21 protein-coding genes and 2 pseudogenes are annotated in these 24,508 nt (G+C 57.5%); 18 read left to right on the top strand and 5 right to left on the bottom strand.

Translation table 11 applies throughout. The features are described 5' to 3' along the window. The first annotated feature begins 8 nt into the window (after window positions 1-8). From AACV31_RS11580 to AACV31_RS11520, 13 genes and pseudogenes are all read left to right on the top strand, one after another. Complete coding sequence (locus AACV31_RS11580) at window positions 9-647, top strand: DUF2612 domain-containing protein (protein ID WP_165154266.1); 639 nt, start codon at window positions 9-11, stop codon at window positions 645-647. A 422-nt stretch (window positions 648-1,069) separates the two neighbouring features. Further along, window positions 1,070-1,702: pseudogene (locus tag AACV31_RS11575) on the top strand (phage tail protein); the annotation flags it as partial. After that, entirely contained in the window at window positions 1,702-2,283 is a 582-nt protein-coding gene (locus AACV31_RS11570; protein WP_165154262.1) for a tail fiber assembly protein, read from the top strand. The pseudogene AACV31_RS11575 and the gene AACV31_RS11570, both read left to right, overlap by 1 nt. A gap of 377 nt (window positions 2,284-2,660) precedes the next feature. Continuing rightward, window positions 2,661-3,653: pseudogene (locus tag AACV31_RS11565) on the top strand (sugar phosphorylase); the annotation flags it as partial. An 11-nt stretch (window positions 3,654-3,664) separates the two neighbouring features. After that, entirely contained in the window at window positions 3,665-4,957 is a 1,293-nt protein-coding gene (locus AACV31_RS11560; RefSeq protein WP_165154260.1) for an ABC transporter substrate-binding protein, read from the top strand. 23 nt (window positions 4,958-4,980) lie between these two features. Beyond that, window positions 4,981-5,862, top strand: coding sequence for a carbohydrate ABC transporter permease (locus AACV31_RS11555; RefSeq protein WP_165154258.1), 882 nt, complete (start codon window positions 4,981-4,983; stop codon window positions 5,860-5,862). After that, window positions 5,849-6,691: a carbohydrate ABC transporter permease gene (locus tag AACV31_RS11550; protein WP_165154256.1), complete on the top strand. Its 843-nt coding sequence runs from the start codon at window positions 5,849-5,851 to the stop codon at window positions 6,689-6,691. Before AACV31_RS11555 ends, AACV31_RS11550 begins: the two co-directional genes overlap by 14 nt. 25 nt (window positions 6,692-6,716) lie before the next feature. After that, a complete protein-coding gene (locus AACV31_RS11545; RefSeq protein ID WP_165154254.1) occupies window positions 6,717-7,766 on the top strand; it encodes a zinc-dependent alcohol dehydrogenase in 1,050 nt (349 codons plus the stop codon). 18 nt (window positions 7,767-7,784) lie between these two features. Beyond that, window positions 7,785-8,573 carry a sugar phosphate isomerase/epimerase family protein gene (locus AACV31_RS11540; protein WP_165154252.1) on the top strand — a complete coding sequence of 263 codons (789 nt, stop codon included), beginning with the start codon at window positions 7,785-7,787 and terminating at the stop codon, window positions 8,571-8,573. A 15-nt stretch (window positions 8,574-8,588) separates the two neighbouring features. Continuing rightward, window positions 8,589-9,641: a Gfo/Idh/MocA family protein gene (locus AACV31_RS11535; RefSeq protein ID WP_165154250.1), complete on the top strand. Its 1,053-nt coding sequence runs from the start codon at window positions 8,589-8,591 to the stop codon at window positions 9,639-9,641. Further along, window positions 9,638-11,896, top strand: coding sequence for a glycoside hydrolase family 65 protein (locus AACV31_RS11530; RefSeq protein ID WP_165154248.1), 2,259 nt, complete (start codon window positions 9,638-9,640; stop codon window positions 11,894-11,896). Before AACV31_RS11535 ends, AACV31_RS11530 begins: the two co-directional genes overlap by 4 nt. Continuing rightward, entirely contained in the window at window positions 11,878-12,555 is a 678-nt protein-coding gene (gene pgmB / locus AACV31_RS11525) for a beta-phosphoglucomutase (RefSeq protein ID WP_105538980.1), read from the top strand. Before AACV31_RS11530 ends, pgmB begins: the two co-directional genes overlap by 19 nt. Window positions 12,556-12,570: 15 nt before the next feature. After that, window positions 12,571-13,653 (top strand): ABC transporter ATP-binding protein, encoded by a 1,083-nt coding sequence (locus AACV31_RS11520; RefSeq protein WP_105582646.1) that lies wholly within the window; start codon window positions 12,571-12,573, stop codon window positions 13,651-13,653. A gap of 56 nt (window positions 13,654-13,709) precedes the next feature. Here AACV31_RS11520 and AACV31_RS11515 read toward each other — a convergent pair whose 3' ends face one another. From AACV31_RS11515 to AACV31_RS11510, 3 genes are all read right to left on the bottom strand, one after another. Beyond that, on the bottom strand, window positions 13,710-14,153 hold the full coding sequence (locus AACV31_RS11515) for a lysozyme inhibitor LprI family protein (protein WP_165154246.1): 444 nt from the start codon (window positions 14,151-14,153) through the stop codon (window positions 13,710-13,712). 174 nt (window positions 14,154-14,327) lie between these two features. After that, window positions 14,328-14,603: a peptidoglycan-binding domain-containing protein gene (locus AACV31_RS23190; protein ID WP_165154244.1), complete on the bottom strand. Its 276-nt coding sequence runs from the start codon at window positions 14,601-14,603 to the stop codon at window positions 14,328-14,330. Window positions 14,604-14,907: 304 nt separating this feature from the next. Then, complete coding sequence (locus AACV31_RS11510) at window positions 14,908-15,900, bottom strand: LacI family DNA-binding transcriptional regulator (protein WP_165154242.1); 993 nt, start codon at window positions 15,898-15,900, stop codon at window positions 14,908-14,910. A 160-nt stretch (window positions 15,901-16,060) separates the two neighbouring features. Between AACV31_RS11510 and AACV31_RS11505 the strand changes: the two genes are divergently transcribed. From AACV31_RS11505 to tyrR, 3 genes are all read left to right on the top strand, one after another. After that, window positions 16,061-17,461, top strand: coding sequence for a YcjX family protein (locus AACV31_RS11505; protein WP_370458087.1), 1,401 nt, complete (start codon window positions 16,061-16,063; stop codon window positions 17,459-17,461). Further along, window positions 17,458-18,507, top strand: coding sequence for a YcjF family protein (locus tag AACV31_RS11500; protein ID WP_165154240.1), 1,050 nt, complete (start codon window positions 17,458-17,460; stop codon window positions 18,505-18,507). The genes AACV31_RS11505 and AACV31_RS11500 overlap by 4 nt, the downstream gene beginning before the upstream one ends. Window positions 18,508-18,655: 148 nt before the next feature. Further along, window positions 18,656-20,218 (top strand): transcriptional regulator TyrR, encoded by a 1,563-nt coding sequence (gene tyrR, locus AACV31_RS11495; RefSeq protein WP_165154238.1) that lies wholly within the window; start codon window positions 18,656-18,658, stop codon window positions 20,216-20,218. Between the two features lie 50 nt (window positions 20,219-20,268). Here the strand turns inward: tyrR and tpx are convergent, their stop codons facing one another. Continuing rightward, window positions 20,269-20,775: a thiol peroxidase gene (gene tpx / locus AACV31_RS11490; protein ID WP_007761817.1), complete on the bottom strand. Its 507-nt coding sequence runs from the start codon at window positions 20,773-20,775 to the stop codon at window positions 20,269-20,271. 136 nt (window positions 20,776-20,911) lie between these two features. Between tpx and ycjG the strand changes: the two genes are divergently transcribed. Further along, the gene (ycjG, locus tag AACV31_RS11485) at window positions 20,912-21,910 is read left to right on the top strand and encodes an L-Ala-D/L-Glu epimerase (protein WP_165154236.1); all 999 of its coding nucleotides are present in this window, start codon (window positions 20,912-20,914) and stop codon (window positions 21,908-21,910) included. On the opposite strand, the gene mpaA is transcribed toward ycjG, so the two are convergent. After that, window positions 21,892-22,605: a murein tripeptide amidase MpaA gene (gene mpaA / locus AACV31_RS11480; protein ID WP_105596659.1), complete on the bottom strand. Its 714-nt coding sequence runs from the start codon at window positions 22,603-22,605 to the stop codon at window positions 21,892-21,894. The two genes, ycjG and mpaA, sit on opposite strands and share 19 nt — an antisense overlap. Window positions 22,606-22,849: 244 nt before the next feature. On the opposite strand from mpaA, the gene AACV31_RS11475 reads away from it, so the two are divergent. Next, window positions 22,850-24,466 (top strand): peptide ABC transporter substrate-binding protein, encoded by a 1,617-nt coding sequence (locus AACV31_RS11475; protein WP_165154234.1) that lies wholly within the window; start codon window positions 22,850-22,852, stop codon window positions 24,464-24,466. Window positions 24,467-24,508: the final 42 nt, after the last annotated feature.

The raw sequence follows: 24,508 nt of genomic DNA, 5'->3' as shown, positions 1-24,508 counted from the left end.
GTGAATGAATGTGGAAAGATACAGTACTCACGCAATATTCTGCGAGCAAAAATCTTTTATCAGTTATTGACACATTCTGTCAGGCTGTCTGTATTGATGAATTTACCGAGGAATTTATCTCAGATGTGTGGGATTTAACCACCTGTGGGCCATTTGGACTTGATATGTGGGGGAAAATTGTGGGCGTCAGTCGCTACGTTATTGCCCCGACAGAAAATGAATCGTTCGGATTTGGTGAGGCTAATGGAGCCAATCCAGACTACCCACTACCATTCGACGATGCGCCATTTTTCAGCGGCATTCAGGAAACCACAAATGTGCGCCTGGGTGATGATGCTTACAGAACGCTAATTCTCTGCAAGGCTTTTTCTAATCTGAGCGTTGCTACTATTCCTGAAATTAACGTTTTCCTTAAAATGCTTTTTTATCGACGGGGAAGGGCATATTGCTCAAATTATCGGGACATGACGCTGGGACTTATTTTTGAATTTGAGCTTGCTCCTTATGAAAAAAACATTTTGACCAATTATGACGTTATTCCGGTACCAGGCGGGGTGATGGTTAAGGTACATCAGATTGTTACTCCATTTTTTGGCTTTACGCCGGATGCTTACCCTTTTAATGACGGTACTTTTTGCAGAGACTGACCATGAAAAGAACTGATGCACCAACGAAACAGCCGGTTCCGTTTGGCGAAAACGGCCAGCGTGAATCGCTTTTACCCGTCGCTCAGCCAGGGGATAATGCTGCTTCATACGAGCTGGGATTTCCACCTATCACGATGATCCCGAAGGCCGCAGGTGGGCTTCCACCAAAAGGCCGGGACATGAACCAGATTTTGTATGAACTGTCAGCGCTGTGCCGCTGGAACAGTGCGGGAGCTCTGAATACCTATGATGGGGATTTCTCCTCGGCTATCGGTGGATACCCCGCAGGAGCGTTATTAATCAGTGATGACGGAGACAGCATTTATATCAACACTCAGGACAATAATGAGTCTAACCCGAACGTCTCAGGCGGCGGCTGGGTGAATTTGCGCACCTATACCGAGCCCACAGATACCCTGCTGCCTGTTGGCGTACCAGTTCCTTGGCCATCCGACACGTTGCCAGCAGGATATGCCCTGATGCAGGGACAGACGTTTAACAGAGCGCAATATCCGAAGCTTGCCCTTGCATACCCGAATGGAATTATCCCCGACATGCGGGGCCAGACAATAAAAGGGAAGCCCGCAAGTGGTCGCCAGGTGTTAAGTGCCGAGTCTGATGGTATCAAATCACACACCCATACAGGAACGGTCGCATCCACTGATCTCGGAACCAAAAGCACATCATCTTTTGACTACGGCAAAAAAACCACTTCTGCGTTTGATTATGGTACAAAAACGACCAACACTACTGGCGCGCATACGCATACATATTCAAGATTTTCCATTGACGGGAATAACGGTGGCTCCGGGTCGGGTGGGAATAATTATAAAGTTGTGCTAAATCCAAAATCGCAAGATACATCTACCGCATCCAGCGGTAATCATGCGCATACCGTTGCCATCGGCTCGCATACGCATACCCTTGCGGTGGGAGCTCATACACATACTCTTGCATTAGGTGCTCACTCGCATACATTGAGTATTAATGCATCCGGGAATACAGAGAACACAGTAAAAAACATCGCATTTAATTATATCGTGAGGCTCGCATAATGACGTTTAAAATGACTGAAGTGGCTCGGACAATTACTGTGTACAACTACAGTTCGCATTCATTTGAATATATTGGCGCAAGCGATGCGTATATTCCGCCACACACAGGATTACCTGCATACTGTACTGACATTGAGCCACCGCAGGCTACTGATGGATATGTTGCAGTTTTTGATGAGGATAAAAATAAATGGTCATTAATTCAGGATCACCGAGGGATGACTGTGTATAACACGGATACGGGAGATGCTGTTTTTATTTCTGAGTTAGGCGACCTGCCAGAAAATACTACGGCTCTGAGTCCGTCTGGAGATTTTAAGAAATGGAACGGACAAAAATGGGTTGATGATAAAGAGGCAAAAAATGCGTTTATCATATCTGAAGCAAGTAATCAGAAAAACAGTATGCTGACGTATGCGGCCGAGAGAATTGCGCCACTTCAGGATGCGGTTGAACTCGGGATAGCGACCGAAACCGAAATTGCTGACCTGGCGGCCTGGCGAAGATATCGCGTGTTGCTCCACCGCGTAAATCCTTCTGATGCGCCGGATATTGACTGGCCTGCCAGACCCATCGTTTAACCTCTGTATTTCATGCCTGCCTGTGGCGGGCATTTTGTTCGGGATAAAATCATTTGACATCCTTTACGCCGTGACTGTTTCCCGCCCGCATTGGGCGAGGGTTTACGGCGTTTTTAGCTAAAAACGAAGCCCCGATTGCAGCGGGGCTGGTCCTCATCGCGCAATCTCACCATTTTGTCAATTATCGGCCTGTCGATTCGCTATCAAACCGCATGAGCAGGGTTATGACAGGAAAAAAGGTCATTCGAAACGAAGCGCTAAGTTATTGATATTTTTAGTCGTGCATCGTTTCATTTGATGGTGGTAGGTAGTATAAAAATTAAGCTGAAAATCGTATAACCAATTGATTTGTAAGTTTTTTATTTTTTATTTCTTTGTTTATGTGGAAAACACCCGGAACGAGCTGCATCCATCTGGAAAAAACACACCTGTTAGTGAAGCTGTTTCGCGCTATTGCCGATGTGGTCGCCCCGGGCACCGTGATCATCACCGAAACCAACGTGCCGCATAAAGACAATATCGCGTACCTCGGCAACGGTTTCGATGAAGCGCAGATGGTCTATCAGTTCCCGTTGCCGCCGCTGGTGCTCCACGCTATTCATACCCGGAATGCCCGCACGCTCTGCCAGTGGGCGCAGGGGTTAAGCGAGGCGCGCGTGGGCGACACCACCTGGTTTAATTTCCTGGCCTCGCATGACGGCATCGGGCTTAACCCGCTGCGCGGGATCCTCCCCGAAGCTGATATTTTACGGCTGGTAGACGATCTCCAGGCCGAAGGCGCGCGCGTTAACTGGAAGAATAACCCGGACGGCACCCGCAGCCCGTATGAAATCAACGTCACCTATATGGATGCGCTCAGTGCGCGACATGACAGCGACGCGACGCGCCTTGCGCGTTTCCTGCTGGCCCACGCGCTGTTATTAACTTTCCCGGGCGTCCCGGCGATTTATATTCAAAGTATTCTCGGCGCGCGTAATGATGAAGAGGGCGTTGCGCGTCTCGGATATAACCGCGCCATTAACCGGCAGAAATATACCGAGGCGGAAATAATGGCAGCGTTACAGACCGAAGGGAATTTACGTCACGACACCTGGAAACAGCTTGGCGAATTAATTACGCGTCGCCGCCAGCACGCCGCGTTTCATCCTGACAGCGCCTTTACCGCCCGCTGTATCAATGACGAAGTGCTGGAGATTATCCGCACCGCGGGAAATGGCGAGTCGGTCGCTGCGCTATTTAATCTCAGCGATCAATGGCAGGTTATTTCTTATGACGCGTCTGGCTGTTGTGACGTAATTTCCAGAACGACAATAAATACCGCCTCGCTCACTCTCGCCCCCTGGCAAGCAATGTGGCTTAGTAAAGCCTGAAAGGACTGAATATGCGAAACAATAATATTGTGCTGGTTTCAGCACTGGTTGCCTGCGCCCTGATGTCAGGCTGTGACGATAATAAAAAAGAGAATGTCGCCATCGAATTTATGCATTCGTCGGTGGAGCAGGAGCGCCAGGCGGTGATTACGCGCCTTATCGAGCGCTTTGAAAAAGCGAATCCCGGGATCACCGTCAAACAGGTGCCTGTCGAAGAAGATGCCTATAACACCAAAGTCACCACGCTCGCCCGTTCCGGCGCGCTCCCTGAGGTGATTGAAATCAGCCACGACTACGCCAAAGTCATGGACAAAGAGCAGTTGCTCGATCGCGACGCCATCAAAGCCGCGGTGGCGCAGGTGGGAGAGAACCAGTTCTTTGACGGCGTGTTGCGTATCGTGCGTACCGAAGACGGCACAGCCTGGACCGGCGTGCCCATCAGCGCCTGGCTTGGCGGCGTCTGGTACCGGAAATCGCGTCTGGCGGAGGTAGGCCTCGGCGCGCCGCAGGACTGGCAGTCACTGCTGAATGCCGCGACGCTTCTCAATAAACCGTCCGAGAAAAAATATGGCATCGCGCTGCCGACCGCCGAGAGCGTGATGACGGAGCAGGCGTTTTCGCAGTTTGCGCTCTCCAACGGCGCGAACGCCTTTGACGCCAGCGGCAACATCACGCTCAACACGCCCGAAATGCGCGAGGCGCTGGAGTACTACCGCGAACTCGCCGCGCTCTCCATGCCCGGCTCGAACGACGTCATGGAAATCAAAGACGCCTTTATGAACGGCACTGCGCCGATGGCTATCTATTCCACCTACATCCTGCCCGCCGTGTTTAAAGAGGGCGACCCGCAGGATCTCGGGTTCATCGTGCCGACCAAAAAATCATCCGCCGCTTACGGCATGCTGACCTCGCTCACCATTACGGCCGGGCAACGTGAAGAGGAGACGGCGGCGGCGAAGAAATTCGTGGTCTTTATGGAGCAGGCGGAAAACGCCGCCGACTGGGTGCTGATGTCGCCGGGCGCGGCGCTGCCGGTGAACAAGGCGGTGGTGGACACCCCGGTCTATCAACAGAATCCGGTGATTAAAGCGTTTGGCAGTCTGACCCGCGAGCTCATCGCGCAATTCCCCAACGTCCAGGTTTTCGGCTCGGTCGGCGATAAAAACTTCACCCGCATGGGCGACGTGACCGGCTCCGGCGTGATTAACGACATGGTCAACAGCGTCACGGTCGGCGGCAAGTCGCCGGAAGCGGCGCTCGTCAACGGGCAAAAACGCCTCGATGAACTGGTCGCCAGACCGTAAACCCGACGCAGGAAATGGCTCTCATGAAGAAGTTAACTTCAGGTCGTTCTGATATGCCATTCGCCATGCTGCTCCTGGCCCCCAGCCTGCTGTTGCTGGGCGGCCTGGTGGCCTGGCCAATGCTGTCGAATATCGAAATCAGTTTTTTACGCTTACCGCTCAACCCGCGTCTGCCGTCGCAGTTCTCCGGGCTTGAGAACTACCTCAAAATCCTCAGCGATCCGGGCTTCTGGCACTCACTCTGGATGACCTGCTGGTATACGGCGCTGGTGGTGGCGGGCAGTACCGCGCTGGGGCTGGCGGTGGCGATTTTCTTTAACCGCGAATTCCGCTTTCGCAAAACCGCGCGCTCGCTGGTGATCCTCTCCTATGTCACGCCGTCAATTTCGCTGGTGTTCGCCTGGAAATATATGTTTAACAACGGCTACGGCGTCGTGAACTGGGTGGCGGGCGATCTGCTGCATCTCTACGATCAGGCGCCGCTGTGGTTCGACAACCCCGCCAGCAGCTTCGCGCTGGTAGTGCTGTTCGCCGTCTGGCGCTACTTCCCCTACGCCTTTATCTCGTTTCTGGCGATTTTGCAGACTATCGACAAATCGCTCTACGAGGCGGCGGAAATGGACGGCGCCAGCGCCTGGCAGCGGTTTCGCATCGTGACGCTGCCCGCCATTATGCCGGTGCTGGCGACCGTGGTGACGCTGCGCACTATCTGGATGTTCTACATGTTCGCCGACGTTTATCTGCTGACCACCAAAGTCGATATCCTGGGCGTCTATCTCTACAAAACCGCCTTTGCGTTCAACGACCTCGGCAAAGCGGCGGCGATCTCCGTCGTGCTGTTCATCATCATTTTCGCAGTGATCCTGATTACCAGAAAGCGGGTGAATCTCCATGGCAACAAATAAACGTCTTATGCGGCGCATCGGGTTTTATCTCGGGCTGGCGCTGTTCCTGATTGTGACGCTGTTTCCTTTTTTCGTCATGCTGATGACGTCGTTCAAAAGCCCGAAAGAGGCGATTTCGCTGCATCCGACGCTGTTCCCGCAGCACGGGACGCTCGCGCATTATGTCGACATTTTTAACCCGCTGATCTTTCCGTTCGTCACCTATTTTCGCAACAGCCTGGTGGTATCGGTGGTGTCGTCCGGCGTCGCGGTGTTTATCGGCATTCTCGGGGCATACGCGCTGTCAAAGCTGCGTTTCAAGGGCCGGATGACCATCAACGCCAGCTTTTACACGGTGTATATGTTCTCCGGCATCCTGCTGGTGGTGCCGCTGTTCAAAATCATCACCGCGCTCGGCATCTACGACACGCAGCTCGCCATTATCGTCACCATGGTGACCCAGACGCTGCCCACCGCCGTGTTCATGCTGAAAAGCTACTTCGACACCATTCCGGATGAGATCGAAGAGGCGGCGATGATGGATGGCTTAAACCGACTGCAAATCATCTTTCGCATTACCGTGCCGCTGGCGGTCTCAGGGCTGGTCTCGGTGTTTGTCTACTGCTTTATGGTGGCGTGGAACGACTACCTCTTCGCCTCGATTTTCCTTTCCAGCGCATCGAACTTCACGCTGCCTGTCGGGCTTAACACGCTCTTCAGCACGCCGGACTACATCTGGGGACGCATGATGGCGGCCTCGCTGGTGACGGCGCTGCCAGTGGTCGTGATGTATGCGCTTTCCGAACGTTTCATAAAAAGTGGGTTGACCGACGGCGGCGTGAAGGGCTGACCGGGTCATTTTCAGGGAGAAAGTAATGAAAAAATTAGTAGCTCAGGCGCCGCGCGTGGCCGCGCTGGTGGAGTATCAGGACCGTGCGGTCGCGGAGAACGAAGTGAAAATCCGCGTGCGCTACGGCGCGCCGAAACATGGCACTGAAGTGGTGGATTTTCGCGCGGCGAGTCCGTTTATCGATGAAGAATTTTCCAGCGAGTGGCAGCTCTTTACGCCGCGTCCGGAAGGCGCGCCGCGCGGGATTGAGTTCGGCAAATTCCAGCTCGGCAATATGGTGGTGGGCGAGATTATCGAGCGCGGCGCAAGCGTCACCGGCTATGCCGTGGGCGATACGGTGTGCACCTATGGTCCGCTGATGGAAACCGTCATCGTCAACGCCGTGGATAACTACAAGCTGCGTAAAGTGCCGCAGGGCGGGAGCTGGAAAAACGCCGTCTGCTACGACCCGGCGCAGTTCGCCATGAGCGGCGTGCGCGATGGTAACGTGCGCGTCGGCGATTTCGTGGTGGTGGTGGGTCTTGGCGCTATCGGGCAGATCGCCGTGCAGCTGGCGAAAAAAGCAGGCGCGTCGGTCGTCATCGGCGTCGATCCTATCGAACACCGCTGTGCGATTGCCCGCCGCCACGGCGCGGACTACACCTTTGACCCGATTGGCGCGGATATCGGGCTGGAAATCAAAAAGCTCACTGGCAAGCAGGGTGCTGACGTCATTATCGAAACCAGCGGCAATGCCGACGCGCTCCAGGCCGCGCTGCGCGGCATCGCCTACGGCGGCACGATTTCTTATGTGGCGTTCGCCAAGCCGTTTACCAGCCTCAACTTCGGACGCGAAGCGCACTTTAACAACGCGAAAATTGTCTTTTCCCGCGCGTGCAGCGAGCCGAACCCGGACTACCCGCGCTGGAGCCGCAAGCGTATCGAAGAGACCTGCTGGACGCTGCTGATGAACGGCTATCTCAACTGCGAGGATCTGATTGATCCGGTGGTGCCTTTCGCGCAGAGCGCGGAGAGCTACATGAAGTATGTCGATAAGCAGCCGGAACTCAGCATCAAAATGGGCGTCACTTTTTAATTCATGGATGAAATACGTATGAAAATCGCAACGCAAAATCAGGCCTTTTTCCCGGAAAATATTCTGGAGAAATTCCGTTACATCAAAGCGATGGGCTTTGATGGCTATGAGATAGACGGCAAGCTGCTGGTGGATAACCTCGCGGAGGTCAAAGCCGCCATTCAGGAGACCGGCCTGCCGGTGACGACCGCCTGCGGCGGCTACGACGGCTGGATTGGCGACTTTATCGAAGAGCGCCGCCTGAACGGGCTTTCACAGATCACCCGTATTCTGGAGGCGCTGGCGGAGGTGGGCGGCAAAGGGATTGTCGTGCCTGCCGCCTGGGGCATGTTCACTTTCCGCCTGCCGCCGATGAAATCGCCGCGCAGCCTCGCGGGCGACAGAAAAGCGGTCAGCGATTCGCTGCGCTATCTCGACGAGGTGGCGGCGCGCACCGGCACTACCGTCTTCCTTGAGCCGCTTAACCGCTATCAGGATCACATGATCAACACGCTCGCCGACGCGCGGCGCTATATCGTCGAGGGCGGTCTGAAGCACGTAAAAATCATCGGCGATTTTTACCACATGAATATCGAGGAAGATAACCTGTGCAGGGCCTTCCACGATAACCGCGATCTCTTAGGGCACGTCCACATTGCGGACAATCACCGCTATCAGCCGGGCAGCGGGGCTATCGATTTCCACGCGGCGTTCGACCAACTGCGCGCTGACGGCTACGACGGCTACATCGTCTATGAGTGCCGTATCCGGGCGGACGACCCGGCGCTGGCCTACCGGCAGTCGCTCGATTTCCTGCGTCAGTGCTAAGAGGCGGCGTGCGAAATGAGTGCTCATCAAGCCTCGCCCCTGAAGGTCGCCATTATCGGCGCCGGTCAGGTGGCGGATAAAGTCCATGCCTCGTTTTACCGCACGCGCGAAGAGGTGCAACTGGTGGCTGTCTGTGACAGCCGCCCTGAACAGGCGCAGGCGTTCGCAGAACGCCACGCCATCAGGCACGTTTTCGCGGATGTCGCCACGCTGCTGTCTGAAGCGCGTCCCGATATCGTCAGCGTCTGCTCGCCAAACCGCTTTCATCATGAGCATGTAATGCAGGCGCTGGCGGCGGGCTGTCATGTGATGTGCGAAAAGCCGCCCGCCATGACGCCCGAACAGGCCGATGAGATGCGGCAGGCGGCACGGCGCGCTGGCACCGTGCTGGCCTACGATTTCCACCACCGCTTCGCGCGCGATACCCAACTGCTGCGCGAGCAGGTGGCGCTCGGCACGCTCGGCGACGTGTATGTCACCAATGCGCGGGCGCTGCGGCGCTGCGGCGTGCCAGGCTGGGGCGTGTTTACTAATAAAACGCTACAGGGCGGCGGGCCGCTTATCGACATCGGCATTCATATGCTCGACGCCGCGCTGTTCGTACTCGGGTTTCCGCAGGTATCGCGCGTCACGGCGCATACGTTCCAGAAGCTCGGCACGACCAAAAGCAGCGGTCAGTTTGGCCGCTGGGATCCGCAACAGTACACGGTAGAGGACGCGCTGTTCGCCACGCTGGAATTTACCGGCGGCAACATCCTGCGGCTTGAAACCTCGTTTGCGCTCAACATCGCGCCACAGTCGCTGATGAACGTCGAGTTCTGCGGCGATAAAGCGGGTGCCACGCTCTTTCCGGCGCATATCTACCAGGATTGCGACGGCGAACTGCTGACGCTGATGCAGCGTGAAAAAGCCGACGAGCAGCGCCACCAGCGCAGCATGGAGGCGTTTCTCGACCGCGTGCAGGGCAAACCCGCGACGGTTGCCGACGGCGACCAGGGCTGGCAGATCCAGCGGCTGGTGGCGGCCATCTATCAGGCGGCAGAAACAGGGAAGTGTGTCGAGCTATGAATCCGTTAACCACGCTGGTCGAAGCGCGCTTCGACCCGCATTACCATAATAAATACGCCACGCTGATGGCCGCCGGCAACGGCGCGCTGGGCGTGCGCGCCACCCATGAAGAGGCCTACGCCACCCAGACGCGCGGCATGTTTTTCGCCGGGCTTTACCACCGGGCAGGCGAGGGCGAAACCACGGAGCTGGTCAATCTGCCGGATCTGGTCGGGATGGACATCGAGCTTAACGGCGAGATTTTCAGCCTGCTGGGCGGCGAGATCCTGAGCTATCGACGTGAGCTGTGCTTTGCGAGCGGGGAGCTTACGCGCATCGTCGAGTGGCGTTCTGCGCAAGGTCAGCGATTTACGATCGCAAGCACGCGTTTTGTCTCGGCGGCGCGGCGCGGACTGTTCTGCCTGCGGCTTACGATCACCCCGCTCGACGGCGCGGTCACGGTGCGGGTGGCGACCGGCATCGACGCCACGCAGACCAACAGCGGGCGTCAGCACCTGGCGGAGCGCGAACTGCGCGTGTTTGACAACTGTTATCTCCAGGGGCGCTATCGCACGCTGAATAACGCCTCGGACGTAACGCTGGGCTGCGCCTGCCGGGTGAGCTCTCAGGCGCAGGTCAGCTTTTCGGCCAAAAACCGTCGCCTGTTGCAGCACAGCCAGCAGATGCTCGCGAAAGGCGAATGCTTCACGCTGGAAAAATGCGCCTGGGTCAGCGTGTCGCCCGACGCGCCGGATGACGACGCGGCCACCGTGGCGTTGGGGGCGCTGCGTGAATGCGCAACCGCGGGTTATGACGCGCTGCTGGCGGAGTCTTCAGAAGCCCGTCGCGTCTGGTGGCGCCACGCGCGCGTCGAGGTCGACAGTGAAAACGAGGCGGATCAACAGGCGCTCGATTTCGCGCTGTATCACCTGCACGCCATGACGCCGCGCCACGACGAGCGCAGCAGCATCGCGGCCAAAGGTCTGACAGGAGAAGGCTACAAAGGGCATGTGTTCTGGGATACCGAAGTGTTCCTGCTGCCGTTTCATCTGCATGCCGCGCCGCCGGTCGCGCGTCAGCTTCTGCGCTATCGCTGGCTGAATCTCGCCGGTGCGAAGCGCAAAGCCGCGCGCGGCGGCTGGCAAGGGGCGCTGTTCCCGTGGGAGAGCGCGCGCAGCGGCGAGGAAGAGACGCCGGAATTCGCGGCGATCAACATTCGCACCGGGCTGCGCCAGAAGGTGGCGTCTGCGCTTGCTGAGCATCATCTGGTGGCGGATATCGCCTGGGCGGTGGCGGCATATTGGCAGGCGACGGGCGACGACGCTTTTATGGCGAAAGAAGGCCGCGCACTGCTGGAAGAAACTGCGCGCTTCTGGCTGAGCCGCGCGAAGAACGTTAACGGGCGGCTGGAGCTGCACGATGTGATTGGCCCTGACGAATACACCGAGCACATCAATAACAACGCTTACACCAGTTATCTGGCGCACTACAACGTCGCGCTGGCGCGGGAGAATCGCCGACGACTCGGCGTGCCGGACGACGCGTTTACCGCGCAGTGCGAAGACTTCCTCGCGCGGCTGTATCTGCCCGTCGCGCGTGCTGACGGCGTGATCCCGCAGGACGAAACGTTCTTCAGTAAGCCGACGATCGATCTCACGCGCTACCGCGCAAGCGCGGGCAGCCAGTCGGTGCTGCTCGACTACTCGCGGGCGGAAGTCAACGAGATGCAGATCCTCAAGCAGGCGGATGTCGTGATGCTGCTCTACATGCTGCCGTGGCGGTTCGATAACGCGACCGCTGCCGCGAATCTTGACTACTACGAGCCGCGCACCATTCATGACTCATCGCTCAGCAAAGCCATTCACGGCATCGTGGCGGCGCGCTGTGGGCGACGCGATGAGGCGTATCGCTTCTGGCGCGCGGGTTGCGACATCGATCTCGGCGACGCGCCGCACAGTAGCGATGACGGTATTCATGCGGCGGCGACGGGCGCTATCTGGCTCGGCGCGGTGCAGGGGTTTGCCGGTATCAGCGTGAAAGCGGGGGAACTCCACGTGACACCGTCACTTCCACGGCAGTGGCGTCGAATGGCGTTTCCCTTCTGCTGGCAGGGGCGACAGCTCCATCTGGTGATAACCCACGATGCGCTGACGGTCAGAAGCGATGGCGCAGTAAGGCTGTTTATCAACGGCACAGCGGTGGACGTGGAAGGTGAGCAGACATTCTCTCTGTCTGCGGACGTAGGCAAGGAGGCAACATGCAACCGGATGCAGTGATTTTCGATCTCGACGGCGTCATTACCGATACCGCCCATCTGCATTTTGTAGCCTGGCGCGAGGTGGCGGCGCAGACAGGCATTGCTATTGACGAGCAGTTTAACCAACAGCTTAAGGGCATCAGCCGGATGGGCTCGCTGGAGCGCATTCTCGCCTGGGGCGGCAAAAGCGGAGCATTCAGCGAGGCGGAAAAAGCGGCGCTCGCGGCGCGCAAAAACGCGCTTTACGTCGAATCGTTACGCACGCTGACGCCGCAGTCGGTCTTGCCTGGCATCGCGTCGCTGCTGGCGTCGCTTCGCGAGCGGGGCATCCGTATCGGGCTGGCGTCGGTGTCGCTCAATGCGCCAGCGATTTTGCAGGCGCTGGGGCTTGCCGGTGAGTTCGACTTCTGCGCCGATGCCGCCCGTCTTACGCACTCCAAGCCCGACCCGGAAATTTTCCTCGCCGCCTGCGCGGGGCTTGGCGTGGCGCCCGCGCGGTGTATCGGGGTGGAGGATGCCCAGGCAGGCATTGACGCTATCAACGCCTGCGGCATGACGGCCGTGGGCATTGGCGAAGGGCTTTGCGGCGCGCCGTTGCGGCTCGATAACACCGCGCAGCTCACCTGGCCGCGGCTGCATGCCCTCTGGAATCAACAACGGCACGCTACGGCGCGCTGACAATAAGGACAGGTTATGGCTCAACTCTCTTTACAACACATTCAGAAGATTTATGACAACCAGGTTCATGTCGTCAAAGACTTCAATCTGGAAATTGCCGATAAAGAGTTTATTGTTTTCGTCGGGCCGTCAGGCTGCGGCAAATCCACCACGCTGCGAATGATCGCGGGCCTGGAGGCCATCAGCGGCGGCGATCTGCTGATTGACGGCGTGCGTATGAACGATGTGCCCGCCAAAGCGCGCAATATCGCGATGGTTTTTCAGAACTACGCGCTGTATCCGCATATGACGGTCTATGACAACATGGCGTTCGGGCTGAAAATGCAGAAGGTGGCGCCGGAGGTTATCGAAGAGCGCGTCGCCTGGGCGGCGCAGATCCTCGGGCTGAAAGAGTACCTGAAGCGCAAACCGGGCGCGCTTTCCGGCGGCCAGCGCCAGCGCGTGGCGCTGGGGCGCGCCATTGTCCGCGAGGCGGGCGTATTCCTGATGGATGAACCGCTCTCGAACCTCGACGCCAAACTGCGCGTCCAGATGCGCGCGGAAATTAGCAAGCTGCACCAGAAGCTTAACACCACCATGATCTACGTGACCCACGATCAGACCGAAGCGATGACGATGGCGACGCGGATTGTCATTATGAAAGACGGCATTGTGCAACAGGTCGGCGCGCCGAAAGAGGTTTATAACCATCCGGCGAATATGTTTGTGGCCGGTTTTATCGGCTCGCCCGCGATGAATTTTATTCGCGGGGCGCTCGACGGTGAGTATTTCGTGACGGAAACGCTGAAACTGCCGCTGCCAGCGGATAAACTCGCGCGCCTTAATGACAGCGGCTATCAGCGTAAAGCCGTGGTATTAGGCATTCGCCCCGAGGATATTTTCCCCGGCGCCACAGGCGAGGAAACCACTGAGGCGAAAATTACCGTTGCGGAATTAACCGGCGCGGAATTTATGCTTTATGCCACCGTAGGCGGACATGAAATGGTGGTGCGCGCAGGCGCGGATAAAGATTATCATGCCGAACAGCGCATTCAGCTGGCTTTCGATATGAATAAATGCCACGTCTTCGACAGCGAAACGGAAACTGCGATAGTCTGAGTGTTATATCGATAAGAATAAGCTCCGCGTCAGGCGGAGCTTATTATTTCAGCGAATTAGTCAGAAATCATCGTTTTGGTCATAACAATCTCTTCGATGCGCCTCTTGTTCATATTGAGGATGCAGCTTGTCCAGTAGGCCCCGAAATAAGGGGAGCTTTGTCCGGCTGTCACCGCGGTTGTGCAGTAATCATCGCGATATTTTACCCATTCCTGCTGTGACTTCTTAAATGTCTCCAGCATATTTTCTCTTTGCGCTGCGTTTCCCATCCACCATCGTTCATAATCATAAGTCGCGATGTCTTTGACTTTTTCTTTTACAGCCGTATTAAGTTCTCTTTTAGACTCGTCATTGAGTGATTCAAGACATTCGACGTTTTTCTCACCATAACGCGCAATACACTGAGATACAGATTTATTTATCGTAATACTTGTTGAGGCCACGGCACAAGCGGGCATTGAGGTAATTAATAATATCGAAACAAGAAATGCGATTTTCATTATTCTAAGTACCTTACTCTGATGACTGTTCTTCGCTGATCGCTTCTTAAAGCTGGATCGTTTTTGATAAAATCAGTAATCTCTTTATTAGTGCCGCCCTGAGCCATAATATCTATCATTTTTCCCGCGTTTACATTGCCTTTATAAATCGTGTCCAAAAAATTTGCAGCCAGATTAAGGTGAACAAGTTGACTTGTTGTTGATATCAGTAGCATTAATCAAGCCCGAGGATGACATATTCAGGAGTCGTTGATACCAGCGAATCGCTTCTACCGTATCAGCATCACACATTCCGGTCGGGCGCAACGGTCTGCCTGTAATGAATGAATAACCGGCGCCGATAATTTGGCGTTGAAGTATTTTTATATCCTGAGGATCATTTTTGCCACACAGGCCTACAGATTGCTTAATCCTGAAAATCCTGGGGCTATGACTTGTCCTTTGTCGCATTTCACTCTCCTTAAAAGTAAAAATTAAATTTCAAGTTCATTAACTGAAAAATAAAAATTTCAACAGGTCTGATTATTTTCCATTTTGCTGTTTAATGGCGTTCAGGCAAGAGAGTGATATAAAATTAGGATTTTGACTTTTAGCAATTCAACAAAATGATGAATACAATATGATGTAAATAAAATGCCTTTTATTCAGATGCCTTTAATGTGCGATGTTCAATGACATAGCTTGGCTTTATTTACGACATGCGGACAATGTATTTTTATTGAGAATAAGCTCCGCGTCAGGCGGAGCTTATTTTTTAAATAATCGTGGTGGGTATTAATGTACGGGCCGGAATCGGCTCACCGTTAATGCGGGCGAAAAGCAGCGCGCTACTGACATCGCCTAATTGCCGGGTGGGAACGTTAATACCGCCGGGCGGCGGAGCGAGCAGGAAAGAGAGCGTTTCGTTGCTATAGCCGACGACCGTCAGCGCATCCGGGATCGCGATGCCGCGCTCGGCGGCGGCACGGTAAATGCTCATCAGTTTCAGGCTGTCGGTGGCGAAAACCGCATCGGGCGGTTCGGGCAGCGCCAGCAGGCGGCGCGCCGCGTCGAGCGCGCTCTCCTGGGTGTAGCCGCCGTCCACGAGCAACGCGGCATCGTCAGCCAACTGATGCTTCGCGAGGCTTGCGCGAAACCCGGCCAGCCGGTCGACCGAGACATGGTAATCCAGCGGCGCGTGCAGGCAGGCGATGCGCCGGCAACCTCTCTCGATAAGCGTATCGGTCAGCGCGATGCTGTCGTGATAATTATCGGTATCGACCGACGCGATATGCTGATAATTCCCCGCGACGTTACCTATAACCACAACCGGAATACCGCATTCATCAAGCTTTGCGAAAAAGGTTTCGTCCGCTGGCGCGCTCAGCATAATAATGCCTTTAATCATCTTCTGATGAATGCGCGTCAGGCATTTCTGTAAATCATCTTCGCTGTTACGTGACGTCTGGAGAATAACGTCAAAACCCGTTTCTTCCGCACGCGCCATTATCGCGTGCAGCACTTCAGAGAAAAAAGGATTACCGGCCGTGGTTTTCGTCGAGCGCGTGGATATCACCATAATCGCGTCAAAACCGGAAGAGGTTAGCGCGCGCGCCATTTTATTGGGCTGATAATGTAATTCTTCTATGGCTTTTAAAACCCGCTCGCGCGCCGCGTCGGAAATATTGGTCTGATTATTCAGCACGCGCGACACCGTTGATTTGGACACTTTCGCCACGCGGGCAATATCGTAAATGGTTGGGGACATTCCCGTGCTCCACCACATCGCTTCGACAAAATTATCTTACTGAAGCCCCGACGTACTGTCCATGCGCCACATTTTTGTAAATCGGCGTCAGCGGCGCTTGAATCGCCGCGTCCGGGCCTTACTGTTATCATCAGAGGATATAAACGCATCGGGCAGGGATATGATTAAACAACTTCAGAGTGAAATGCAGGCGCTGATGAATCGCAGCGTCGACAGGCATTTGCGCCTCGCCGTAACCGGGCTTAGCCGCAGCGGGAAAACCGCGTTTATCACCGCGCTGGTGAATCAACTACTTTCCGTCAACAGCGGGGCGCGGCTGCCGCTCTTTTCGCCGGTGCGCGAAGAACGCCTGCTCGGCGTGCGTCGCGTGCCGCAGCAGGATATGGGCGTGGCGCGCTTTACCTATGACGAAGGGCTGGCGCAGCTTTACGGCACGCCGCCTGCCTGGCCGACCCCCACGCGCGGCGTGAGCGAAATCCGCCTCGCGCTGCGCTACCGTTCGCGCGAATCACTGCTGCGCCACTTTAAAGATACGTCCACGCTGTATCTCGATATCGTCGATTACCCCGGTGAATGGCTGCTCGATCTGCCCATGCTGGCGCAGGACTACCTGAGCTGGTCGCGCCAGATGACCGGCCTGTTGCAGGGCGACAGAGCGGTCTGGGCGCAGCGCTGGCGCAGCCTGTGCGAAGGGCTCGATCCGCTGGGGCCGGGCGATGAAAAACGGCTGGCGGAGATAGCGGAGGCCTGGACCGACTACCTGATGCAGTGCAAACGCGAAGGGCTGCACTTTATCCAGCCAGGGCGTTTTGTACTGCCGGGCGATCTGGCGGGCGCGCCGGTGCTGCAATTCTTCCCGTGGCCCGGCGTCGATGATGTGGGCGAGACCAAGCTCGCGCAGGCGGGCAAACAGACCAATATCGGGATGCTGCGCGAGCGCTATCACTACTACTGCGAAAAGGTCGTGAAAGGCTTCTACCGGGAGCACTTTGTGCGTTTCGATCGTCAGATTGTGCTGGTGGACTGCCTCCAGCCGCTCAACAGCGGGCCGCAGGCGTTTAACGATATGCGTCTGGCGCTGACGCAGCTGATGCAAAGCTTTCATTACGGCCAGCGCACGCTGTTCCGGCGTCTCTTTTCGCCGGTAATCGACAAACTGCTGTTTGCCGCCACCAAAGCGGATCACGTGACCCACGATCAGCATGCGAATCTGGTGTCGCTGCTCTCGCAACTGGTGCAGGAGGCGTGGCAGAACGCCGCGTTTGAAGGCATCGAGATGGACTGCATGGGCATCGCCTCAATACAGGCGACGGAAAGCGGCATGGTGGAGAGCCACGGCGAAAGCGTGCCGGCGCTGCGCGGTAATCGCTTAAGCGACGGCGCGCCCCTGACTATCTACCCCGGCGATGTACCGGCGCGGCTGCCTGGCAGTGCATTCTGGGAGCAGCAGGGTTTTCAGTTTGAGGCGTTTCGCCCGCGTGTCATGGACGTTGACCGACCGCTGCCGCATATCCGCCTGGACGCGGTGCTGGAATTTTTAACAGGAGATAAGCTGCGATGAGCGACATTAAACCGCGCCGCGAATTTGATGAGCCGCTGCACCCGGAAGAGGGCCCGGCATTACGCGCCACGCAGGCGTTTGACGAGGCGCAGGCGTTTATACCGGCCGTAGAAGAAGAGGCGCTGACTGCCGATGCGCCCGAGCGTGTGGTGGAAAATGCGCTGAAACCCCGGCGCAGCCTCTGGCGGCGGATGGTCGTCGCCGGGCTTGGCCTGTTTGGTGTGAGCGTCGTGGCGCAGGGCGTCCAGTGGGCGGCTAATGCCTGGTACACGCGCGACTGGATAGCGCTCGGCGGCTGCGTCGCCGGTGGGCTGATTGTGGCGGCGGGCGTCGGAGCGCTGGCGAGCGAGTGGCGACGGCTGTATCGCTTGCGCGAACGGGCCGAGGAGCGCGACGAGGCGCGCGAACTGCTGGCGAGTCACGGGAGCGGCAAGGCGCGCGCGTTTTGCGAAAAACTGGCAAGCCAGGCGGGGCTCACCCAAGGGCATCCGGCGCTGGCGCGCTGGCATGCCGCCATTCATGAAACCCACAGCGATCGTGAAGTGGTAACGCTCTACGCGCATATCGTCCAGCCGGTGCTGGATCTCCAGGCCCGGCGCGCCATCAGCCGCTCGGCGGCGGAATCGACGCTGATGATTGCGGTAAGCCCGCTGGCGCTGGTGGACATGGCGTTTATCGCCTGGCGCAACCTGCGCCTGGTTAACCGCATCGCGACTGTCTACGGCATCGAGCTTGGCTATTACAGCCGTATTCGGCTGTTCCGGCTGGTGCTGCTCAATATGGCCTTCGCCGGCGCGAGCGAGATGGTGCGCGAAGTGGGACTTGACTGGATGTCACAGGATCTTGCCGCGCGCGTCTCCGCCCGCGTGGCGCAGGGTCTGGGCGCCGGGCTGTTGACCGCGCGCCTTGGCGTGAAGGCGATGGAATTGTGCCGCCCGCTGCCCTGGACCGACGATGATAAGCCGCGCCTTGGCGATTTCCGCCGCCAGCTTCTGAGTGAAGTCAAAGCCACGCTGCAAAAACAGAAGCGCGACCGCGACGACTGACCGCAACGGCGTTATGCCTGCTCAGGTTTACAGCATGACGCCGCTTTTTCCCGCACTCTGTCAATTTTTGTTGACAGACCACTCCCCCGGCTGCGGCAACTGAAGTATTATCTCGCCATTCGTTGGCTCAATGCGTGAAGGTGCTGCCATGCGTCTTGAAGTGTTTTGTGAAGACCGCCTCGGTCTGACCCGTGAGTTGCTCGATCTCCTGGTGCTGCGCAGTATCGATTTACGCGGTATCGAAATCGACCCGATCGGGCGAATTTATCTCAATTTTTCCACGCTGGAATTTAACGCCTTCAGCACCCTGATGGCGGAAATCCGCCGCATTCCCGGCGTTACCGACGTGCGCACGGTGCCGTGGATGCCGTCCGAACGCGAGCATCGTTCGCTGAGCGCCTTGCTGGAAGCGCTGCCGGAGCCGGTGTTTTCGGTGGATATGAAAAGCAAAATCGAACTCGCCAACCCGGCGAGCTGCGCGCTGTTCGGCCAGAATGAAGCGCGCCTGCGCAACCATAACGCCGCAAGCCTTATCAGTGGTTTTAATTTCCAGCGCTGGCTGGAGAGCAGCCCGGTGGAGTCGCACACCGAGCACGTGGTGATTAACGGCCAGGATTTTGTGCTGGAAATTACGCCGGTGCATCTGGAAGAAGAGAGCGGCACCAGCGTCCTGACCGGCGCGGTCGCGATGCTGCGCTCCACGGTGCGCATGGGCCGCCAGCTTCAGAACCTGACCAGTCTCGATCTGCACGCCTTCAGCCATATCATCGCGGTCAGCCCGCGCATGAAGCAGGTGGTGGATCAGGCGCGTAAACTGGCGATGCTGAATGCGCCGCTGCTTATCACCGGGGATACCGGTACCGGTAAAGATCTGCTGGCTCACGCCTGTCATCTGGCAAGCCCGCGCGCTGATAAGCCCTATCTGGCGCTCAACTGCGCGTCGATTCCGGAAGATGTGGTGGAAAGCGAGCTGTTTGGCCACGCGCCAGGCGCTTACGCCAACGCCCATGAAGGTAAAAAAGGCTTCTTCGAGCAGGCCAGTGGCGGCTCGGTGCTGCTGGATGAAATCGGCGAAATGTCGCCGCGCATGCAGGCTAAACTGCTGCGCTTTCTCAATGACGGCACGTTCCGTCGGGTCGGCGAAGAGCATGAGGTGCATGTCGATGTGCGCGTCATCTGCGCGACGCAGAAAAACCTCGTGGAGCTGGTGCAAAAAGGCGCGTTTCGCGAAGATCTCTATTACCGCCTTAACGTACTGACGCTGAATCTGCCGCCGCTGCGCGACCGTCCGCAGGACATCATGCCGCTGACCGAAATGTTCGTGGCGCGCTTCGCCGATGAACAGGGCGTGTCGCGCCCGAAACTCGCCAGCGATCTCGGCCAGGTGTTGACCCGCTACGGCTGGCCGGGCAATGTGCGCCAGCTGAAAAACGCGGTCTACCGCGCGCTGACTCAGCTCGAAGGCTATGAGCTGCGCCCGCAGGATATCCTGCTGCCGGATTTCGACGCCGCCGCGCTGCCGGTGGGCGAAGAGGCGATGGAAGGCTCGCTCGACGATATCACCCGCCGCTTCGAACGTTCAGTGTTGACCCAGCTTTATCGCAGTTATCCAAGTACCCGTAAGCTCGCGAAACGGCTGGGCGTCTCGCATACCGCCATCGCCAATAAGCTTCGCGAATATGGCTTGAGCCAGCGCAAGGGCGAAGAGTAACGCACAAACAAAAAAGCCTCCGCATGCGGAGGCTTTTTTTAAGAGACGATTTACGCTTTCAGCGCGTCGAGCGCTGCGTCGTAGTTCGGCTCGTGGGTGATTTCATTCACCAGCTCGCTGAAGACCACGTCGTCGTTCTCGTTGACCACCAGCACCGCGCGAGCGGTCAGACCTTTCAGCGCGCCTTCCTCAATGCCCACGCCGTATTCTTTCGCGAATTCCGGGTTACGCAGGGTGGAGAGCGTGATGACATTGCTCAGGCCTTCCGCGCCGCAGAAACGGGACTGCGCGAACGGCAGGTCAGCGGAGATGCACAGCACGACGGTGTTTTCCATCCCGGTCGCCAGCTGGTTGAATTTACGCACGGACGCGGCGCAGACGCCGGTGTCGATGCTCGGGAAAATGTTCAGTACTTTACGCTTACCGGCAAACTGGCTCAGTGAAACGTCAGACAGATCTTTTGCCACCAGGCTGAACGGCGCCGCTTTGCTGCCTGCCTGCGGGATCTGACCCACTACGGAAACCGGATTGCCCTGGAAATAGACGATTTGTGACATAGTTATCTTCCTGTTTACATATAGTTAACGTCGCCGCTAGTGTATGTGATCCCGCTGTGGATGAATATAAAAAACTGTCCCGGCAGGCTAACTTTCCAGTCGCTATACTGAGGCAAAGCCCGTTGCGAGGAAAATAATGAGAAGCGTAAAAGTGTATCAGGAAGCCTGGCCGCTCCATTCGCCGTTTGTGATTGCCCGCGGCAGCCGCAGTGAAGCGGTGGTGGTCGTGGTGGAGCTGGAAGAAGAGGGCGTCAGGGCGGTGGGCGAATGCACGCCCTATCCGCGCTACGGTGAAAGCGTGGCCTCGGTGATGGCGCAAATCATGACTATCGTGCCGCAGCTTGAAGCCGGGCTCGATCGCGCGGGATTACAGCGCCTGCTCCCTGCCGGGGCGGCGCGCAACGCCGTCGACTGCGCGCTGTGGGATCTCGACGCGCGCCGGGCGGGCGACACGCTGGAGGCGTTTTTACAGGTCACGCTGCCGGACCAGCACACCACCGCTCAGACGGTCGTCTTAGGCGCGCCGGAACAGATGGCGAGCAACGCCGCGCTCCTGTGGGAAAAAGGCGCGCGGCTGCTGAAAATCAAACTCGACGACACCTTTATTACCGAGCGGATGGTGGCCATTCGCGGGGCGGTGCCGGACGCGACGCTGATTGTGGATGCCAACGAATCCTGGCATGCGGAAGGGCTGGCGGCGCGCTGTCAGCTGCTGGCGGATCTCGGCGTGCAGATGCTGGAGCAGCCGCTGCCCGCCTCTGACGACCGGGCGCTGGAAAACTTTATTCACCCGCTGCCCATCTGCGCTGATGAGAGTTGCCACACGCGCGGCAGCCTGAAGACGCTCGCCGGACGCTACGAGATGATCAATATTAAGCTCGATAAAACCGGCGGTCTGACCGAGGCGCTGGCGCTGGCCCGTCAGGCCACAGAAGACGGATTTGGGTTGATGCTCGGCTGTATGCTCTGTACCTCACGCGCCATCGGCGCCGCGCTGCCGTTGATTCCGCAAATGCGCTTTACCGATCTCGACGGCCCCACCTGGCTTGCGGTGGATGTCGAGCCCGCCTTACGCTTTACCCCCGGCCAGCTCTATCTCAACCCGGACTTCGGGCCTCAGCCTTCATCGTCGTAATGCAACAGCGCGGTCATCGCCGCCAGATAACGCTCGGTAGCGTCGTCGGCGGCGATGGCCGGAAACTCAGCCGTGATGCACGTTAACCCCAGATCGGCGCACCAGCTGCCGAACGAGCCGGGCGTTTCATAACCGACGCTGGTGACGTGCGGCAAGCCAAACGCGTCCGCGAGCCACCGGCCGAGCGGCGTCTGCTGCGGATCTTCGATACAGCCCAACGGATCGTGAAACGACACCACCCAGGCGGGTTTCAGCTGATGAATTAACTGGCACAGCGCGGCGGTTTCCGGCTCCGAGCCTGGCTTTTCGCCGGTGGAGAGCGTCACGTCGCGCGCTTCGGCGGCGCTGTTCCATCGATAGACGGTTTCACCTGGCTGCCAGTTAGCCGCCGGAAAATTGCGATTGAGATCGACCCCGCGGGCGTTGGCGCGCAGGCCGAGCTGGCAGCCGTCCGGATTGACCGCCAGCACCACATGATGCCGCCGGTGCGCGGGCGCAAGCGTGCGCAGCGCGCAGGAGAGCGTTACCAGCGCCGCGTTCTCATCGCCGTGGGTGCCTGCGATGATAAGACCCGGCGCGCGCTGCGCCTCGGGCGCCGGAAACCAGAGCAGCGGCGCGCCGAGCGCCGATTCGCCATAACGCCGGGCGTCGTCAGTTAAAGCGCCGCGCTGGGCGCGTGGTCGAAGCGTATTCATAAGGGGGCCGCCATCAAAGGGAGATAACAGGAGTGTTGACGACATTTCGCCGAAATTCAACAGCCTGACGGTGACTCACACATTGCGCTTTATTTAAACGTTCAGGCATTAACGCTTTGATCTGAGGCGGGGTCAGCGCGCAAAATCGCGGCCTGCGGTTTGCAATTTATATTCATCCAACAAATAATTCCCCGACAGCGCCCGGAGAGAGCGGTTCGGCGCGGGACACGAGAACGAGGACCTCATGAAAATTCCTGTAAGCTTTACCCTGAGCGCATTATGGGTGGCGACCGCGCTGACCGGCGCGTTTGCCGCCGACGTGCCGCCCGGCACGGCGCTTGCCGAACGCCAGACGCTGGTACGCCACCTGAAAGACGAGCCCGCCTCGCTGGATCCGGCGAAAGCGGTGGGGCTGCCGGAGATCCAGGTGTTGCGCGATCTCTTTGAAGGGCTGGTCAATCAGAATGAAAAAGGCGAACTGGTGCCGGGTGTCGCCACGCAGTGGCAGACGAACGACAACCGCATCTGGACGTTTACGCTTCGCGACAACGCCCGGTGGTCCGACGGCACGCCGGTGACGGCGCAGGATTTTGTCTACAGCTGGCAGCGCATGGTCGACCCGAAAACCACCTCGCCGTTCGCCTGGTTCTTTGCGCTGGCAGGCCTCGCGAATGCACAGGCGATTATCGACGGCAAACAGGCTCCGACGCAGCTTGGCGTGAGCGCCGTGGATGCGCATACGCTGAAAGTGACGCTGGATAAGCCGCTGCCGTGGTTCCCGTCGCTGGCCGCCAACGCGGCGCTCTACCCGGTGCAGAAAGCCAGTGTGGAGCAGGGCGGCGACTGGACGCGCCCCGGCAAGCTGGTGGGTAACGGGGCGTTTGTGTTGAAAGACCGCGTGGTCAACGAAAAGCTGGTGCTGACGCCCAATACGCACTACTGGGATAACGCGAAAACCGTGCTGACGCAGGTGACGTTTTTACCGGTGAATCAGGAATCCGCCGCCACCAAGCGTTATCTCGCAAATGACATCGATATCACCGAGTCCTTTCCGAAAAACCTCTACCAGAAGCTGAAAAAAGAGATCCCCGATCAGGTCTTCACGCCGCCGCAGCTGGGCACCTACTACTATGCGTTTAACACGCAGAAAGGCCCGACAGCGGACCCGCGCGTACGCCTGGCGCTCAGTATGACTATTGATCGCCGTCTGATGGCCGAAAAAGTGCTCGGCACCGGCGAAAAACCGGCCTGGCGCTTCACGCCGGACGTGACCGCAGGCTTTACGCCCGCGCCGTCGGCGTGGGAGCAGGTGAGCCAGCAGGAGCTTAACGCCCAGGCGAAAACGCTGCTGCAGGCGGCCGGTTACGGCCCGGCGCGTCCGCTTAACCTGACGCTGCTCTATAACACGTCTGAAAACCACCAGAAAATCGCCATCGCCGTGGCGTCGATGTGGAAAAAGAATCTGGGTGTGGAGGTGAAGCTGAAAAACCAGGAGTGGAAAACGTATATCGACAGTCGCAATACCGGGAATTTCGATGTGATCCGCGCCTCCTGGGTGGGGGATTATAACGAACCGTCAACGTTTCTTTCGCTGCTGACATCCACCCATAGCGGAAATATTGCGCGTTTTAACAATCCGGATTACGACAAAGTGCTGCAACAGGCCGCGCAGGAGAATTCCGCCAAAGCGCGTAATGACGATTACAATAGCGCCGAGAGAATTATCTCAACCCAGGCGCCGATTGCGCCGATTTATCAGTACACCAATGGCCGGTTAATTAAGCCGTGGCTGAAAGGTTATCCGATTAATAATCCGGAAGACGTGGCTTACAGCCGCACGATGTATATCCTTAAGCATTGATCTTTCCCGGCGCCAGCCGTAACGGCGGCGCCGGAAATATCT

It is taken from the genome of Cronobacter sp. EKM101R, assembly GCF_963888145.1.
GTDB lineage: Bacteria > Pseudomonadota > Gammaproteobacteria > Enterobacterales > Enterobacteriaceae > Cronobacter > Cronobacter turicensis.
This window is presented reverse-complemented; position numbering and strand designations above follow the sequence as displayed.